This window comes from Labrys sp. Lb11 (assembly GCF_057554225.1).
The window spans coordinates 238,983-254,543 of the sequence record NZ_BAAJOT010000008.1; the positions used below are offsets into that span (position 1 = coordinate 238,983).

13 protein-coding genes are annotated in these 15,561 nt (G+C 68.4%); 3 read left to right on the forward strand and 10 right to left on the reverse strand.

Annotated features, from left to right (window positions below; genetic code table 11):
- The first annotated feature begins 1 nt into the window (after position 1).
- Positions 2-799 (forward strand): endonuclease III domain-containing protein, encoded by a 798-nt coding sequence (locus AC27L4_RS28045; RefSeq protein WP_487145909.1) that lies wholly within the window; start codon positions 2-4, stop codon positions 797-799.
- On the opposite strand, the gene AC27L4_RS28050 is transcribed toward AC27L4_RS28045, so the two are convergent.
- A complete protein-coding gene (locus tag AC27L4_RS28050) occupies positions 735-947 on the reverse strand; it encodes a nuclear transport factor 2 family protein (RefSeq protein WP_487146064.1) in 213 nt (70 codons plus the stop codon). The genes AC27L4_RS28045 and AC27L4_RS28050 overlap by 65 nt on opposite strands.
- Before the next feature lie 102 nt (positions 948-1,049).
- On the reverse strand, positions 1,050-2,687 hold the full coding sequence (gene pgi, locus AC27L4_RS28055; protein ID WP_487145910.1) for a glucose-6-phosphate isomerase: 1,638 nt from the start codon (positions 2,685-2,687) through the stop codon (positions 1,050-1,052).
- A 226-nt stretch (positions 2,688-2,913) separates the two neighbouring features.
- Here pgi and AC27L4_RS28060 point away from each other — a divergent pair, with 226 nt between their 5' ends.
- Positions 2,914-4,074, forward strand: coding sequence for a M20 aminoacylase family protein (locus AC27L4_RS28060; RefSeq protein WP_487145911.1), 1,161 nt, complete (start codon positions 2,914-2,916; stop codon positions 4,072-4,074).
- Between the two features lie 310 nt (positions 4,075-4,384).
- On the opposite strand, the gene AC27L4_RS28065 is transcribed toward AC27L4_RS28060, so the two are convergent.
- The 8 genes from AC27L4_RS28065 to aptA form a co-directional block, all read right to left on the reverse strand.
- Entirely contained in the window at positions 4,385-5,626 is a 1,242-nt protein-coding gene (locus AC27L4_RS28065) for an allantoate amidohydrolase (RefSeq protein WP_487145912.1), read from the reverse strand.
- A gap of 57 nt (positions 5,627-5,683) precedes the next feature.
- Complete coding sequence (gene hydA / locus AC27L4_RS28070) at positions 5,684-7,138, reverse strand: dihydropyrimidinase (protein WP_487145913.1); 1,455 nt, start codon at positions 7,136-7,138, stop codon at positions 5,684-5,686.
- Between the two features lie 147 nt (positions 7,139-7,285).
- The gene (locus tag AC27L4_RS28075) at positions 7,286-8,278 is read right to left on the reverse strand and encodes an ABC transporter substrate-binding protein (RefSeq protein ID WP_487145914.1); all 993 of its coding nucleotides are present in this window, start codon (positions 8,276-8,278) and stop codon (positions 7,286-7,288) included.
- Between the two features lie 32 nt (positions 8,279-8,310).
- Positions 8,311-9,123 carry an ABC transporter permease gene (locus AC27L4_RS28080; RefSeq protein WP_487146065.1) on the reverse strand — a complete coding sequence of 271 codons (813 nt, stop codon included), beginning with the start codon at positions 9,121-9,123 and terminating at the stop codon, positions 8,311-8,313.
- A 332-nt stretch (positions 9,124-9,455) separates the two neighbouring features.
- On the reverse strand, positions 9,456-10,385 hold the full coding sequence (locus AC27L4_RS28085; RefSeq protein ID WP_487145915.1) for an ABC transporter permease: 930 nt from the start codon (positions 10,383-10,385) through the stop codon (positions 9,456-9,458).
- On the reverse strand, positions 10,375-11,199 hold the full coding sequence (locus AC27L4_RS28090; RefSeq protein ID WP_487146066.1) for an ABC transporter ATP-binding protein: 825 nt from the start codon (positions 11,197-11,199) through the stop codon (positions 10,375-10,377). The genes AC27L4_RS28085 and AC27L4_RS28090 overlap by 11 nt, the downstream gene beginning before the upstream one ends.
- Before the next feature lie 438 nt (positions 11,200-11,637).
- Complete coding sequence (locus tag AC27L4_RS28095) at positions 11,638-13,134, reverse strand: CoA-acylating methylmalonate-semialdehyde dehydrogenase (RefSeq protein ID WP_487145916.1); 1,497 nt, start codon at positions 13,132-13,134, stop codon at positions 11,638-11,640.
- A 199-nt stretch (positions 13,135-13,333) separates the two neighbouring features.
- Positions 13,334-14,662 carry an omega-aminotransferase AptA gene (aptA, locus tag AC27L4_RS28100; RefSeq protein WP_487145917.1) on the reverse strand — a complete coding sequence of 443 codons (1,329 nt, stop codon included), beginning with the start codon at positions 14,660-14,662 and terminating at the stop codon, positions 13,334-13,336.
- 304 nt (positions 14,663-14,966) lie between these two features.
- Between aptA and AC27L4_RS28105 the strand changes: the two genes are divergently transcribed.
- Entirely contained in the window at positions 14,967-15,518 is a 552-nt protein-coding gene (locus AC27L4_RS28105) for a cupin domain-containing protein (RefSeq protein ID WP_487145918.1), read from the forward strand.
- Positions 15,519-15,561: the final 43 nt, after the last annotated feature.

Below are 15,561 nucleotides of genomic sequence, written 5' to 3' on the forward strand. Positions count from 1 at the left end.
CATGGACCAAGCCCGCTTCCCGTTCCACGACAGGCCCGAGATCGCTCTGATCAGAGCCTGCCTGCAGCAGGCCTTCCCGGCGGTGCGCGACGACATCCGGCACGACCCGACCAGCCAATGGGTCAAGGGCAGCATCAGCGGCCGGACACGGGATGCGGTGTCGCAGGCGGCCTATGAACGCCTGCTCGCCGCCTTCCCCGACTGGAACAGGCTTGCGGACGCGGATCCGGAGGCCATTGCCCGTCTCATCCGCGGCGTGACCTGGCCGATGGACAAGGCCGGGCGCCTCGTCGCCGCGGCGACCATGATCCGGCACCTGCAAGGACGCGTCGATCTCGGCTTTCTCGCGACGCGATCCTGCTTCGACGCCTTTCACTGGCTGAAGCAGCTGCCGGGCGTCGGCGCCAAGACCGCCGCGGTCGTCCTCAACTTCAGCAGCCTGCGCATGCCGGCGCTCGTCATCGACACCCATGTCCTGCGCGTGTTCCGACGCTGCGGCCTGCTGCCCGCCGGCGCAGGCTTCGAACGGGGCTTCCGGCTGGCCATGGACGCCCTGCCGGACTGGAGCGCCGACGCGCTCTACGAGTTCCACTGGCACGTCAAGATGCTCGGCCAGACCGTCTGCACCCATCGGCGACAGGACTGCCGGCACTGTCCGATCGCCGCCCTATGCCGGCAGGCGAGCGCGGCCGGAGCCATTCCGCCCCCGGTGCGGGACGCGGAGGGAGCGGCCCTCACGCCCCCTTCACATCGCCCATCGCCGCGACGATCACCCCATCCCGCGCCCGCATCGGGTTGACGCCTCGGACGGACTGGCCCTTGCCCCAGCGATAACGCCACAGGATGGTGGCATGGTCGCCGGCGGCGACCAGTTCCTCCAGGTCGAACTGGGTGTCCGCTGCTGCTGCCAGCGCCTGCCAGACCCCCAGGCCGGCCTCTTCCTCTATTCCCGGCCCGGAACCAGGAGCAGCCCAAGCCCCGGGCCTTCATCGACACGGTGACGCGATTCGCACGCGGCTCGCCGTGAGCGCTGTGGCCGGCCTTTCGCTTCAGCGCGTCAGGCTGCGCAGATGCCCGACCAGCCCGCGGGTCGAGGCATCGAGCGCCTCGGCGCTGGCGCCCTTGACCACCGGCAGCAGGCGGGAGGCGAGCTCCTTGCCGAGCTCGACGCCCCACTGGTCGAAGGAGTTGATGCCCCAGATCGCCCCCTGCACGAACACCTTGTGCTCGTAGAGCGCCACGAGGCGTCCGAGCATGCGCGGGTCGAGCTTGCGATAGGCGATGGTCGTGGTCGGCCGGCTGCCGGGGAACACCTTGTGCGGGGCGAGCAGGTCGACCCGGGTCGGCGACAGTCCCTGCGCGATCAGCTGGGCCCGCGCCTCCTCCAGCGTCCGGCCGTGCATCAGCGCCTCGGTCTGCGCCAGGCAGTTGGCGACGAGGATGGCATGATGGTCGCCCATGCCCTGCTCGTGCGGCTCGGCGGCGATGAGGAAATCCGCCGGGATCACGTCCGTGCCCTGGTGGATGAGCTGGTAGAAGGCATGCTGGCCGTTGGTGCCGGGCTCGCCCCAGACCAGCGGTCCGGTGGAGCCCTCGAGCGGCGTGCCGTCGAGATGCACGCGCTTGCCGTTGGATTCCATGTCGAGCTGCTGGAGATAGGCCGGGAAGCGCCCGAGCCGCTGGTCGTAGGGCAGAACGGCATGGGCGGCATGACCCATGATGTTGCGATGCCAGATGCCGATCAGCGCCATCAGCACGGGGATGTTGGCGTCCAGCGGCGTCTTGGCGAAATGCTCGTCGACCTCGTGGCCGCCAGCCAGGAATTCGGCGAAGCGCTGCGGGCCGATGGCGATCATCAGGCCGAGGCCGATCGCCGACCACATCGAGTAGCGCCCGCCGACCCAGTCCCAGAAGCGGAACATCCGGTCCTTGGAGATGCCGAACGCCTCCACTGCGACGATGTTGGTGGAGATCGCCGCAAAGTGGTCGCCGACTGCCGATTCGCCGAGGGACTTGGCGATCCAGCGGCGCGCCGTGGCGGCGTTGGTCATGGTCTCGATGGTGGTGAAGGTCTTGGAGGAGACCAGGAACAGGGTGCGGGCGGGGTCGAGCTTCGCCAGCACGTCGGCCATGTCGGCGCCGTCGACGTTCGAGACGAAATGGGCCCGCGGCCCGTCGGCATAGGGCGACAGCGCGCGCGCGCCCATGGCCGGGCCGAGATCGGAGCCGCCGATGCCGATATTCACCACGTCGGCGATGCGGTCGCCCGTCGCCCCGCGCAGCCCGCCCGAGCGGACGGCATCGGCGAAGGCATAGCAGCGCGACAACTCCTCGTGCACGTCCGGCACGACGTTGCGGCCGTCGACGCGAATGTCGGCGTCGGCCGGCGCGCGCAGCGCCACGTGCAGCACGGCCCGCTGCTCGGTGGTGTTGATGGCGTCGCCGCGCAGCATCTCGTCGCGGCGAACCTCGATATTGGCCGCCCTGGCCAGCGACAGAAGCAGGGCCAGCGTGTCGCGGCTGATGCGGTTCTTGGAAAAATCGACGAGAATGTCGTCGAGCGCGAAGGAGAAGGCGGAAAACCGCTGGGGATCCCGGGCAAACAGGTCGCGCGTCGCCACGCCTTCCAGCGTCTGCCGATGCTCGCGCAAGTCCGCCCAGATCTTGGCCGTTTCAGGATGCAACATGGGTCCGCTCCCGGTGGTTTCGCAGACTCATGCCAAATTGCCGCGCGCTTGTCGCCCCTCTTGCTGGCCTCGCCGGCAGGCACGGCCGCCGTCTTCGCCAGGACTCTCCGCCCGGCCCGCCCCTCCTGTCCGCGGATCGCGCCAGGGCGACGGGGCGTCAAGCACGGCCATGGTTGACCATTGCGCTTCGGTCGTCTCATCTGGGGCGGAACGACAGGAAACCGAAATGAGCATTTCCAACAGCATCGCCGCCATGGCGCAGGAGATCACCGGCTGGCGGCAGGACATCCACCGCCATCCCGAGACCCAGTACGACGTGCAGCGCACCGCCGGCCTGGTGGCGGAGCTGCTGCGCGGCTTCGGCTGCGACGAGGTGGTGGAGGGGATCGGGCGCACCGGCGTGGTCGGCGTGATCCGCGGGCGGCCGGGCGGCAAGGCGGTCGGCCTGCGCGCCGACATGGACGCGCTGCCGATCACCGAGGTCACCGGCGCGCCCTATGCCTCGACCGTGCCCGGCAAGATGCACGCCTGCGGCCATGACGGCCACACCGCCATGCTGCTCGGCGCGGCCAAGCACCTGGCCGAGACGCGCAACTTCGCCGGCAGCGCCGTGGTCATCTTCCAGCCGGCCGAGGAAGGCGGCGCCGGCGGCAAGGCGATGGTCGACGACGGGCTGATGGAGCGCTTCGGCATCGCCGAGGTCTACGGCATGCACAACATGCCCGGCCTGACGCCCGGCCACTTCGCCATCCGGCCGGGTCCGTTCATGGCCTCCAGCGACGTGTTCGACATCGAGATCACCGGCCGCGGCGGCCATGCCGCCAAGCCGCACGAAACTGTCGACCCGGTGGTGGTCGCCGCGCACATCGTCACCGCCCTGCAGACCATCGCCGGGCGCAATGTCGACCCGCTCCAGAGCGCGGTGGTATCGGTGACCGGCATCCAGACGGGCGACGCCTACAATGTCATCGGCTCGACCTGCCGGATGAAAGGCACCTGCCGGGCGCTGGATCCGGGCGTGCGCGACCTGATCGAGACCCGCCTCGCCGGCATCGTCCAGGGCGTCGCCTCGGCCTTCGGCGCCACGGCGTCCCTGCGCTATGTCCGCCACTATCCGGTGGTGGTGAACCACGATGCGCAGACTCAGGCCTGCGCCGAGGTCGCCCGCGGCGTCGCCGGCGCCGAGAACGTCGACATCGCAGCGGTGCCGATCATGGGCGCGGAGGATTTCGCCTTCATGCTGGAGGCCCGCCCCGGCGCCTTCATCTTCATCGGCAACGGCGACAGCGCCGGCCTGCATCATCCCGCCTACGACTTCAACGACGCCATCATCCCGGCGGGGGTGACCTACTGGACGCGCCTGGCCGAAGCGCGGCTGGCGGCGTAGACGCGCGGTCCCGGAAACGGCACGGGAAAGCCCTCTCCAACGAAGTTGGGGAGGGTGGCGCCGCGAAGCGGCAAACGTGTGGGGGCAGATACAAGCCCGTGTTTGGCTGGCGCAGGGGCAGCAAAGGGCGAGACCTGCGGGCCACATCCCATCCGCCTCGACTTCGTCGGGGCACCTTTCCCGCCTCCAATCTCAGGTGTTCCCGAGATTGGCATGCAAGAGAGCGGATCGGAAACATCCGACTTGCCGGGAGAAGGCCTTTGCGCCTGACCTGCCCTCCATCCGTGAACGGTGACAGGCCTCGTCGCCCCTACCCCGCCAGCCGGCGGTCGTACTCCACCACGGCGTTGAGCAGCACCTGCGCGCCGGCGGCGCATTCGTCGAAGCTGGTGGACTCGGCCTCATTGTGGCTGAGCCCGCCCTCGCAGGGCACGAAGATCATGGTGGTGGGAGCGACGCGGGCGATATAGGCGGCATCGTGGCCGGCGCCCGAGACCATGTCGCGCATGGCGAAGCCCGCCTTTTCGGCGCCGTGCCGCACGCAGTCGATCAGCGTGGGCGCGAACCTCACCGCCGGCGAGTTCCAGATCCGCTTCTCCTCGTAGGACAGCTTCAGCGCCGGCAAGGTCGCCTCCAGCGCCGTGCGGAACTCCGTCTCCATCACCTCGAGCACCGCCTCGTCGGGATGGCGCAGGTCGACGGTGAAGAACACCTCGCCCGGCACGACGTTGCGGCTGTTCGGCCTGTTCTCGATCAGGCCGACGGTGGCCACGCCCGGCTGGTGGCGCTGGCCGATGGCGTCGATCGCCTCGATCATCCGCGCGGCGCCGAGCAGGGCGTTCTTGCGCAGATACATCGGCGTCGCACCGGTATGGGCGTCCTGGCCGGTGACGTTGACCTCGTACCAGCGCATGCCCTGCACGCCGGTGACGACGCCGATCATCGTCTTCTCGTCCTCCAGGATCGGCCCCTGCTCGATATGCAGCTCGAACATGGCGCCGAGCTTACGGGCCCCGGCCTTCTCGCTGCCGCGATAGCCGATCCGCTCCAGTTCCGCCTGGAAGCGGATGCCGTCGCGATCCTCGCGCTCATAGGCGTATTCGGTGGTGAAGACGCCGGCGAAGACGCCCGAGGCGAGCATGGCCGGCGCGTAGCGCGAGCCTTCCTCGTTGGTCCAGTTGACGATCTCCACCGGCGCGTTGGTCTCGTAGCCCTGCTCGTGCAGGGTGCGCATCGCCTCCAGCGCCCCGAGCACGCCGAGCACGCCGTCGAACTTGCCGCCGGTCGGCTGGGTGTCGAGATGCGAGCCCATGCAGATCGGATCGAGGGCATCGTTGCGGCCGGGCCGGCGGGCGAACATGTTGCCGACCTCGTCCACTGTCACCGTGCAGCCCAGCGCCTCGCACTGGGCCTTGAACCAGTCGCGGACGCGCTTGTCCTCGTCCGAGAGAGTGAGGCGCCGGATGCCGCCCTTGGGCGTGCCGCCGAAGCTGGCGGTCTCCATCAGCGTGTCCCAGAGGCGCTGCGGATTGATGGCGAGGTTGGCAAGCATGATCGGCCCCGATCGTCAGGATGAAGGACGGCAGTCTACGAGACGGCTGCGGCGAGCCTACGGCGTCACCTCCAGCCGCTCCACCTTGCGCGGCCGCGACAACTCCTTCCAGGTGGCGTTGGCCACGGCGGCGGCCGGGAATGGCGGGCGCGCCACATATTGGCCGTCGCCCTTCCCGGCCCGGATCTGGCCCTCGGCCCAGGCGACGCGGCCGCCGGACAGGGTGACGATCGGCAGGCCGCGGCACTCATAGCCCTCGAACACGTTGTACTCGATCCGGCTGAGTTGCTTCTTCGCGGTCACGGTCTTGGTCGCGCCGGGATCCCAGACCGCCAGATCGGCATCGGAGCCGACGGCGATGGCGCCCTTGCGCGGATAGACGTTGAGGATGCGGGCGATGTTGGCCGAGGTCACCGCCACGAACTCCTCCCGGGTCAGGCGCCCGGTGTTGACGCCGGCGGCCCAGAGCACGGGCATACGGTCTTCCAGGCCGCCGGTGCCGTTCGGGATCTTGCGGAAATCGCCGAGGCCCATGCGCTTCTGCTCGGCGGTGAAGGCGCAGTGGTCGGTCGCCACCACCTGCAGCGAGCCGGCCGCCAGCCCGGCCCAGAGCGAATCCTGGTTGGCCTTGTTGCGGAAGGGCGGCGACATCACCCGCCGCGCCGCATAGTCCCAGTCCTTGTTCTGGTACTCGCGGTCGTCGAGCACGAGGTGCTGGATCAGGGGCTCGCCATAGACGCGCTTGCCGGCGGCCCGGGCCCGGGCGATCGCCTCATGGGCGTCGCGGCACGAGGTGTGCACGACATAGAGCGGGCTGCCCGCCATGTCGGCGATCATGATGGCGCGGTTGGTGGCCTCGGCCTCCACTTCCGGCGGGCGCGAATAGGAATGGCCCTCGGGGCCGGTGACGCCGAGGTCGATATAATGCTGCTGCAGGCGGAAGACGACGTCGCCGTTCTCCGCATGCACCAGCGGCAAAGCACCAAGGCCGGCGCAGCGGCTGAAGGAGGCGAAGAGCTCGTCGTCGTTCACCATCAGCGCGCCCTTGTAGGCGAGGAAGTGCTTGAAGGTGTTGATGCCGTAGGTCTTGACCACGGTCTCCATCTCGTCGAACACCGGCTTGTCCCACCAGGTGATCGCCATGTGGAAGCCGTAGTCGCAGGCGGCCTTCTCCGACTTGTGACGCCAGTCCTGATAGGCGGCGAGCAGCGACTGGCCGGAGCCCGGCAGGCAGAAGTCGACCACCATGGTGGTGCCGCCTGAGAGCGCCGCCTTGGTGCCGCTCTCGAAATCGTCGGCCGAGACCGTGCCCATGAACGGCATTTCCAGATGGGTGTGCGGATCGATGCCGCCGGGCAGGACGAAGCAGCCGTCGGCGTCGATGATCTCGGCCCCTTTCGGTGCGTCGAGCTTGGGGCCCACCGCCGTGATGGTGCCGCCGTCGATCAGCACGTCGGCGAGGCGGGAATGGTCGTGGTTCACCACGGTGCCGCCGCGGATCAGGATGGGCATGGTCGTGTCTCCCTCGTCTCGATCAGGATGGCCGCCGCAGCGTCGCCCCAGGGCGCCACCGCGACGCGGCCATCGGGCCGGGCCTTGCCCGGATATCTCCGGCGCCCGGCCGATCCGTCCGACCGGTCGGGCCCCCTCGCCCTCAGCTCACTTCTTGGCCGCGTCCGTCACCACCGCGGTCCAGGCGCCCACGGGCTCCTTGGTGATGACGGGGTCCGAGCCGCCGGAGAGCAGCGTCTTCACCGTCGTCTGCGCCGCGGCGACGTCGAGCGTGCCGTCGGAGCCCTCGGTGAGCTTGTTGACCTCTCCCATCATGTTGGTCTGGTGCTCTTCGGTCTGGGCGCCGGACGTGTCGTTGTCGAGCACGATCTTCACGGCCTCTTCCGGATGGGCGCGGGCATAGTCCCAGCCCTTCATCGAAGCCTTGACGAAGCGGCCCATGACGTCGACGAACTTCGGGTCCTTGAGCTTGTCCTCCATGACGTAGAGGCCGTCCTCGAGCGTGGCGACGCCCTGGTCCTCATACTTGAAGACCGTCAGGGAGTCCGGCTTCACCCCCGCCTCGATGACCTGGTAATACTCGTTGTAGGTCATGGTGGAGATACAGTCGGCCTGCTTCTGCAGCAGCGGGTCGACGTTGAAGCCCTGCTTGATCACCTTGACGCCGCCGGCCGAACCGTCGGTCTTGAGGCCGAGCTTACTCATCCAGGCGAGGAACGGATACTCGTTGCCGAAGAACCAGACGCCGAGAGTCTTGTTCTTGAAGTCGTCCGGGCTCTTGATGCCGGAATCATTGCGGCAGGTGAGCATCAGGCCCGAGCGCTTGTACGGCTGGGCGATGTTGACCAGCTTCAGGCCCTTCTCGCGGGCGGCGAGGGCGGCGGGCATCCAGTCGACGATGACGTCGGCGCGTCCGCCGGCGATCACCTGCTCGGGCGCGATGTCGGGGCCGCCCGGATTGACGGTGACGTCGAGCCCGGCCTCCTTGTAGAAGCCCTTGTCCTTGGCCACGAGATAGCCGGCGAACTGGGCCTGCACCACCCATTTGAGCTGCAGCGTCACCTTGTCGTCCGCGCGGGCCGCGCCGCCGAGCCCGAGGCCGAGCGCAAGGGCCATCCCGCAGATCAGCGTCTTCTTCATTCCGTCCACTCCTCTGTTGTCCTCGTCCGGCGTCAGGCGCGCCGGTATGAGGGATGCCAAAACGTCACCGCCCGTTCGATGGCGGCGAGGATGCCGTAGAAGGCCGACCCCGCCACGGCGGCGACGACGATCTCCGCCCAGACCTTGTCGAGCGCCATGCGCCCGACCTCGGTGGAAATGCGAAAGCCCATGCCGACGATCGGCGTGCCGAAGAACTCGGCCACGATGGCGCCGATCAGCGCCAGCGTCGAGTTGATCTTCAGGCCGTTGAAGATGAACGGCATCGCCGCCGGCAGGCGCAGGCGCAGCAGCGTCGACCAATGGCCGGCGCCGTAGGAGCGCATGAGGTCGCGCTCGAGGCTGCCGGCCGCGGCCAGGCCCGCCACCGTGTTCACCAGCATGGGGAAGAAGGTCATGATGACCACCACCGCCACCTTCGACTGCCAGTCGAAGCCGAACCACATCACCATGATCGGCGCGACGCCGATGATCGGCAGGGCCGAGACGAAGTTGCCGAGCGGCAGCAGCCCGCGCCTGAGGAACGGCACGGCGTCGGCCAGGATCGCCACCAGGAAGCCGAGCAGCGAGCCGAGGGCCCAGCCGGGGATCACCGACTTCAGGAAGGTCTGGACGAAATCGGCCGACAGGGTCGGCACATAGCCGGCCATGGCAGCTAGGATGGCCGAGGGCGGCGGCATCAGGACGGCGTTGACGCCGAAGCCCACCACCACCCATTCCCAGATCACGAACAGGAACAGGCCGAACAGCGTCGGCACGGCGAGCCGGAGCAGGCGCCGCTCGGCCTCGGAGCCGGCGGGCCGGTCGATCAGGGCGTCGACCATCATCCAGCCGGCGAGCCAGACACCGAGCGCCTTGCACCAGAAATTGAGGCCGGCCGCGCCGGCGACGCCCGGCTCGTGCACCAGCACGACCATGGTGGCCGCGCCGGCCAGCACCAGCGCGAGCGCCAGCCACAGCCGACCGCCGTCCAGGCGCCGGGTCCAGCCGATGGCGGTATAGGCGGCGCCGAGGGCGAGCAGCAGCGTCTCCAGCATCAGGATCGGCGTGCCGCGCACGGGAATACCGATCGGGAAGACGAAGCTGGCGACGATGAACAGGCCGGAGGCGATCCAGCCCCGGGCATGGACCGTGTCGAGGCCGGGGGATGCGGCGGCACTCATTCGCGTGTCTCCGGCCGCGCGCCCATGGCCCGCAAGGTGCGACGCTCGATCATCTCCATCAGCACCACCAGCAGGGCGGCGATGGCGGCCGCGGTGAAGAGCGCGGCCCAGATCTGCAGGATCTGGCCGTAATAGGAGCCCGACAGCAGCCGGGCGCCGAGTCCGGCCTGCGCCCCGGTCGGCAGTTCGCCGACGATGGCGCCCACCAGGCTGATGGCGATGGCGACCTTCAGGCTGGCGAACAGGAACGGCACCGAGGCCGGCCAGCGCAGCTTCCAGAAGGTCTGCGCCTGGGAGGCGTTGTAGGTGCGCATCAGGTCGAGCTGCATCGGATCGGGCGAGGTCAGGCCCTTGACCATGCCGATGGTCACCGGGAAAAAGCACAGATAGGTGGAGATGATCGACTTGGGCACGATGCCGGTGATGCCGATCGAGCCGAGGCCCACCACCACGATCGGCGCCAGCGCCAGGATGGGGATGGTCTGCGAGGAGATGATCCAGGGCATCAGGCTGCGCTGCAGCGAGCGCATATGCACGATCAGCACCGCCAGGCCGATGCCGAGCAGCGTGCCGAGAGCGAAGCCGAGCAGGGCCGAGGAGAGCGTCACCCAGCTGTGGTAGATGAGGCTGCGCTTCGACACCGGCGAGACGAGCGCGATGGTCCGCCACATCTCGGCCACGACCTGATGCGGCGCCGGCACCACCGGACGGTCCTGCGAGAAGGACAGGAGGATGCGGTCCGAGGTGGTCAGGGCCGCCGGATCGGCGGCCGTACGCAAGACGGCGTCGCTGTTCGCCGGCACGCAGGCCGCGTACCAGACCAGCAGGATGACGGCGACCACCACCATCACCGGACCGGCCTGCCCGGCCATCAGCCGCGTCCAGACCGAGGGACGGGCCGGCGCGGGCAAGGCCTCAGTCGTCATAGGAATGCCCCGCCCGCAGGCCCTCGCGCACGCGCTGCGCCACCTTGAGGAATTCCGGCGTCTCGCGGATGTCGAGCGTGCGGTCGCGCGGCAGGTCGCAACGGATGACGTCGATGATGCGGCCGGGACGCGGCGACATCACCACGATCTTGGTCGACAGGAACACCGCCTCAGGGATGGAATGGGTGACGAACACCACGGTCTTGCCGGTGGCGCGCCACAGGTTGAGCAATTGCTCGTTGAGCTTGTCGCGCACGATCTCGTCGAGGGCGCCGAAGGGCTCGTCCATCAGCATCAGCTTCGGGTCGAAGCTGAGCGCCCGCGCGATCGAGGCGCGCTGCTGCATGCCGCCGGAGAGCTGCCAGGGGAACTTCTTCTCGAAGCCCTTGAGGTTTACGAGATCGAGGTTGCGCGCCGCCCGCTCGGCCCGTTCGGCGGCGGGAAAGCCCATGACCTCCAGCGGCAGCATGACGTTGCGCTCGATGGTGCGCCAGGGATAGAGCGCCGGGGCCTGGAAGACATAGCCGTACTGCCGGCCGAGCCGCGCCTCCTGCGGCGAAAGGCCGTTGACCCGAATCGAGCCGGAAGTCGCCTGCTCCAGGTCGGCGATGACGCGCATCAGCGTGGTCTTGCCGCAGCCGGACGGCCCGATGAAGGAGACGAAATCGCCCTCGTCGATGGTCAGGTCGACCTTCGACAGGGCGTAGACCGGCCCGTCGGCGGTCTGGAAGGTGAGCGTGAGATCCTTGACGGCGATGACGGCCCTGTCCGTGCCGCCCGCTCCTCCCGCCTGTCCCGAAGTCTCGGCCCGCATCTCGCTCATACCCTCACGCCACCCCCGCGAACAGCCGCAATCCCCTTGCCCCCTCGCCGAGACGGGGACGGGCGTCACGATCGCTCCGATCCGTCAAACTCGCAATCGTCACGCCAGCGCGGGGTGGATTTTTTGATTGCTTGGTCAACTCTTTCCAGCCTCTTCCAGAGGCGTTGTCAAACGAAACCGCGACAGGTTTTGACCAAAAGGGCAAATTGTCCAGAGAGGCGGAATGCGCGGCAGGCCCTCCGCCGCACCGGCGTCTTCGTACCACGGAGACGTGGGCCCGAACCAGGCCCGGGCACCGGAACGGGATCGCGGCAGACCGCCTCCGCTGCCTGCCCCGTCGGGCGCCTCGGGGATGTCCCGACGGCCCGCGCCCGGCCCCCTTGCCGGGATACCGGGCGCAGCGATCCGTTCCGCCGTCGCGGGTGCCGATCAGTTCAGGTTCGGGAAGTTCAGGTTGACGCCGGCGCGGATGCCGGTCGGCCAGCGGGCGGTCACGGTCTTCAGGCGGGTGTAGAAACGCACGCCCTCCATGCCGTAGATCGAATGGTCGCCGAACAGCGAACGCTTCCAGCCGCCGAAGGAATGGTAGGCCACCGGCACCGGCAGCGGCACGTTGACGCCGACCATGCCGATCTCGATCTGGTCGGCGAAGGCGCGGGCCGCGTCGCCGTCACGGGTGAAGATGGCGGTGCCGTTGCCGTATTCGTGCTCGTTGATCATCTTCGCGGCGTGGTCATAGTCGCGGGCGCGGACCATCGAGAGCACCGGGCCGAAGATCTCCTCCTTGTAGATCGACATGGTCTCGGTGACGCGGTCGAACAGGGTCGGGCCGACGAAATAGCCGTTCTCGTAGCCCTGCAGCTTGAGGCCGCGGCCGTCGACCACCAGCTCCGCGCCTTCGCGCACGCCGGCATCGATATAGCCGATCACCTTGTCGCGGTGCTGCCTGGTCACCACCGGTCCCATCTCGGCGTCCTTGTCCGAGGCGGGGCCGACCTTCAGCTTGGCGATGCGCGGCAGCAGGCGCTCGACCAGGGCGTCGGCGGTACGGTCACCGATCGGCACGGCCACCGAGATCGCCATGCAACGCTCGCCGGCAGAGCCGTAGCCGGCCGAGACCAGCGCGTCGGCGGCCTGGTCCATGTCGGCATCGGGCATCACCACCATGTGGTTCTTGGCCCCGCCCAGCGCCTGGCAGCGCTTTCCGGCCGCGGCGGCGGTGGCATAGATGTACTGGGCGATCGGCGTCGAGCCGACGAAGCTCACCGCCTTGACGTCCGGGTGGTGCAGGATGGCGTCGACGGCGGTCTTGTCGCCATGGACGATGTTGAACACGCCGGCGGGCAAGCCGGTCTGCTGCAGGAGCTCGCCGACGAACATCGCCGCGGACGGATCGCGCTCCGAGGGCTTGAGGATGAAGGTGTTGCCGCAGGCGATCGCCACCGGATACATCCACAGCGGCACCATGGCCGGGAAGTTGAACGGGGTGATGCCGGCAACGACGCCGAGCGGCTGGCGGTCGGAATGGGTGTCGATCGCCGGGCCGACATTGCGCGAGAACTCGCCGGCCAGCAGGTGCGGGATACCGCAGGCGAACTCCACCACCTCGATGCCGCGCTGCACTTCGCCGAGCGCGTCGGAATGGGTCTTGCCGTGCTCGCGCGAGATCTCGCGGGCGACGGCGTCGGCGTTGGCCTCCAGCAGCTCCTTGAACTTGAACATGAAGCGGGCGCGCTTCAGCGGCGCCGTGTTGGCCCAGGCCGGCAGGGCCGCCTTGGCCGCCCGCACCGCGGCATCGACGTCGGCGGTCGAGGACAGGCCGAGCTCGGCGATCTGCTCGCCGGTGGCGGGGTTGAACACGCCGGAAAAGCGGCCGCTGGTGGTTTCGGCGGCCTTGCCGCCGATCATGTTGCCGATGCGCTGCATGGCGTCGTCCTTTGCGAGGGGGTATTGGCCGAGGGAAGACTGAACGCGCCTTGGCGACGGTTTGCAACCGTCGGCGTGCGGAGCGTCCGAACCGGCGGCGCCGTGGCGCCGCCGCATATGGAAAGGGCCGCCCGGACGAAGCCGGCCGGCCCGAATGTCAGGGGCGCAGCGCCCCGTCCAAGAAAAGAGGGACCAGCCCTCAGTCAAGCGCCTTCAGCACGTCGCGCAGGGTGCCGAAGAGTTGGTCGATCTCGGACTTCTGCACGATCAGCGGCGGCGACAGGGCGATGATGTCGCCGGTGGTGCGGATCAGCAGGCCCTTCTCATAGGCGCTGAGGAAGGCGGAGAAGGCCCGCTTGCTCGGCTGGCCGGCGATCGGCTCCAGCTCGATGGCGCCGATCAGGCCGAGATTGCGGGTGTCGATGACGTGGGGCAGGTCCTTCAGCGAGTGCACGCCGTCGGCCCAGTAATCGGCGAGCTCGGCGGCGCGGGTCAGCAGGCCCTCCTCCTGGTAGGTGTCGAGCGTGCCGAGCGCCGCGGCGCAGGCAACCGGATTGGCCGAATAGGTGTAGCCGTGGAAGAACTCGATGAGATGTTCCGGGCCGTTCATGAAGGCGTCGTGGATCTCCTTCTTCACGAACACCGCGCCCATCGGGATGACGCCGGAGGTGATGCCCTTAGCCGTGGTCATCAGGTCGGGGGTGACGCCGAAATAGTCGGCGGCGAAAGGCTGGCCGAGGCGGCCGAAGCCGGTGATGACCTCGTCGAAGATCAGGAGCACGCCGTACTTGTCACAGATGGCGCGGATGCGCTCGAGATAGCCCTTCGGCGGGATCAGCACGCCGGTGGAGCCGGCCACCGGCTCGATGATCACGGCCGCGACCGTGGAGGCGTCGTGCAGTTGGATGACGCGCTCCAGATCCTCGGCGAACTCGGCGCCGTATTCGGGCTGGCCGCGCGAGAAGGCGTTGCGGGCAAGGTCGTGGGTGTGGCGGATGTGGTCGACACCGGTCAGGAGCGTGCCGAACATCTTGCGGTTCGAGACGATGCCGCCGACCGAGATGCCTCCGAAATTGACGCCGTGATAGCCGCGCTCGCGCCCGATCAGGCGGAAGCGACTGCCGTCGCCCTTGGCCCGGTGATAGGCGATCGCCATCTTCAGGGCGGTCTCGACCGACTCGGAGCCGGAGTTGGTGTAGAAGACGTGGTCGATGCCCTGGGGCGTCAACTGCACCAGGCGCGAGGACAGTTCGAACGCCTTGGGATGGCCCATCTGGAAGGCCGGAGCGTAGTCGAGCTCGGCCACCTGCTTCTGGATCGCCTCGACGATCTTCGGACGGGAATGGCCGGCATTGCAGCACCACAGGCCGGCGGTGCCGTCGAGCACCTCGCGGCCGTCGGCGGTGCGGTAGTGCATGTCCTTGGCGCTGACGAACATGCGCGGGTTCGACTTGAACTGCCGGTTCGCCGTGAACGGCATCCAGAACGCTTCGAGATTGTTGGAAACGACGCGGGTCGGGGCGTTCATGGCGGGATCTCCGGCGGGTGATGTCCAGGCCTTCCCGGCGCCTTCGCCCGTTCCCGGCGGGCACGGCCCGACCCGAGAATGCCCTGCGGAGCGCTCCCGCGCCCCCGCATCCCTGAAGCCGCAGGCTCCGGGCGACGGGGGCCGGGAATGCCGGCGAATTGCCGGAAAGGGCAAATCTGCGAAGAGGTTACCCGTTCAAAGTTCAAGCAACAAGACGTTAGTTTGGAAGACGCATCACCGTTGAAAAATCACGGCAATCTCCGTAGGGTGTTCATGATCTTGAACACTCTAAACAGGGGCGGCGATGTCGGGCGTCGATCTGGGGGCGCTGCTGCGCCGGGTGCGCGAGGCGCGGGGCCTGTCGCAGCGCCAGCTCGCCAAGCGGGCGGGCATTTCCAACGCCACCATCTCTCTGATGGAATCCAACGCGGTCAACCCGTCGGTCGGGGCGCTGAAGCGGGTGCTCGATGCGGTGCCGATCGGACTCGCCGAGTTCTTCGCCCTGGACGAGAGCCATGCCAGGAAGGTGTTCTACCGCGGCGCGGAGCTGATGGAGATCGGCCGCGGGCCGGTGTCCTACCGCCAAGTCGGCGTGGACCTGCGCGGACGCGCCCTGCAGATGATCTTCGAGCGCTACGCGCCGGGTGCCGACAGCGGCAAGGTGCTGCTGCAGCACCAGGGCGAGGAGTGCGGCATCGTCATCCGCGGCGCCCTGGAGGTGACGGTCGGCGGCGACAAGGCCGTGCTCGGACCGGGCGACGCCTATTCCTTCGACAGCCGCGAACCGCACCGCTTCCGCAATGTCGGCGACGAGGTCTGCGAGTTGGTGAGCGCCTGCACGCCGCCCTCGTTCTGAGCACGGCCTGACCAAAGCGGCGGCCTACCTTCAACAAATTCGG

Excerpts from the sequence above, each read along its gene's own strand:
- AC27L4_RS28060 (WP_487145911.1), top strand. The coding sequence starts at position 2,914 with ATGAGCATTTCCAACAGCATCGCCGCCATGGCGCAGGAGATCACCGGC.
- AC27L4_RS28095 (WP_487145916.1), bottom strand. The coding sequence starts at position 13,134 with ATGCAGCGCATCGGCAACATGATCGGCGGCAAGGCCGCCGAAACCACC.
- AC27L4_RS28105 (WP_487145918.1), top strand. The coding sequence starts at position 14,967 with ATGTCGGGCGTCGATCTGGGGGCGCTGCTGCGCCGGGTGCGCGAGGCG.
- pgi (WP_487145910.1), bottom strand. The coding sequence starts at position 2,687 with ATGTTGCATCCTGAAACGGCCAAGATCTGGGCGGACTTGCGCGAGCAT.
- AC27L4_RS28075 (WP_487145914.1), bottom strand. The coding sequence starts at position 8,278 with ATGAAGAAGACGCTGATCTGCGGGATGGCCCTTGCGCTCGGCCTCGGG.
- AC27L4_RS28045 (WP_487145909.1), top strand. The coding sequence starts at position 2 with ATGGACCAAGCCCGCTTCCCGTTCCACGACAGGCCCGAGATCGCTCTG.
- AC27L4_RS28090 (WP_487146066.1), bottom strand. The coding sequence starts at position 11,199 with ATGCGGGCCGAGACTTCGGGACAGGCGGGAGGAGCGGGCGGCACGGAC.
- AC27L4_RS28080 (WP_487146065.1), bottom strand. The coding sequence starts at position 9,123 with ATGATGGTCGACGCCCTGATCGACCGGCCCGCCGGCTCCGAGGCCGAG.
- AC27L4_RS28065 (WP_487145912.1), bottom strand. The coding sequence starts at position 5,626 with ATGCTTGCCAACCTCGCCATCAATCCGCAGCGCCTCTGGGACACGCTG.
- AC27L4_RS28085 (WP_487145915.1), bottom strand. The coding sequence starts at position 10,385 with ATGACGACTGAGGCCTTGCCCGCGCCGGCCCGTCCCTCGGTCTGGACG.
- hydA (WP_487145913.1), bottom strand. The coding sequence starts at position 7,138 with ATGCCCATCCTGATCCGCGGCGGCACCGTGGTGAACCACGACCATTCC.
- aptA (WP_487145917.1), bottom strand. The coding sequence starts at position 14,662 with ATGAACGCCCCGACCCGCGTCGTTTCCAACAATCTCGAAGCGTTCTGG.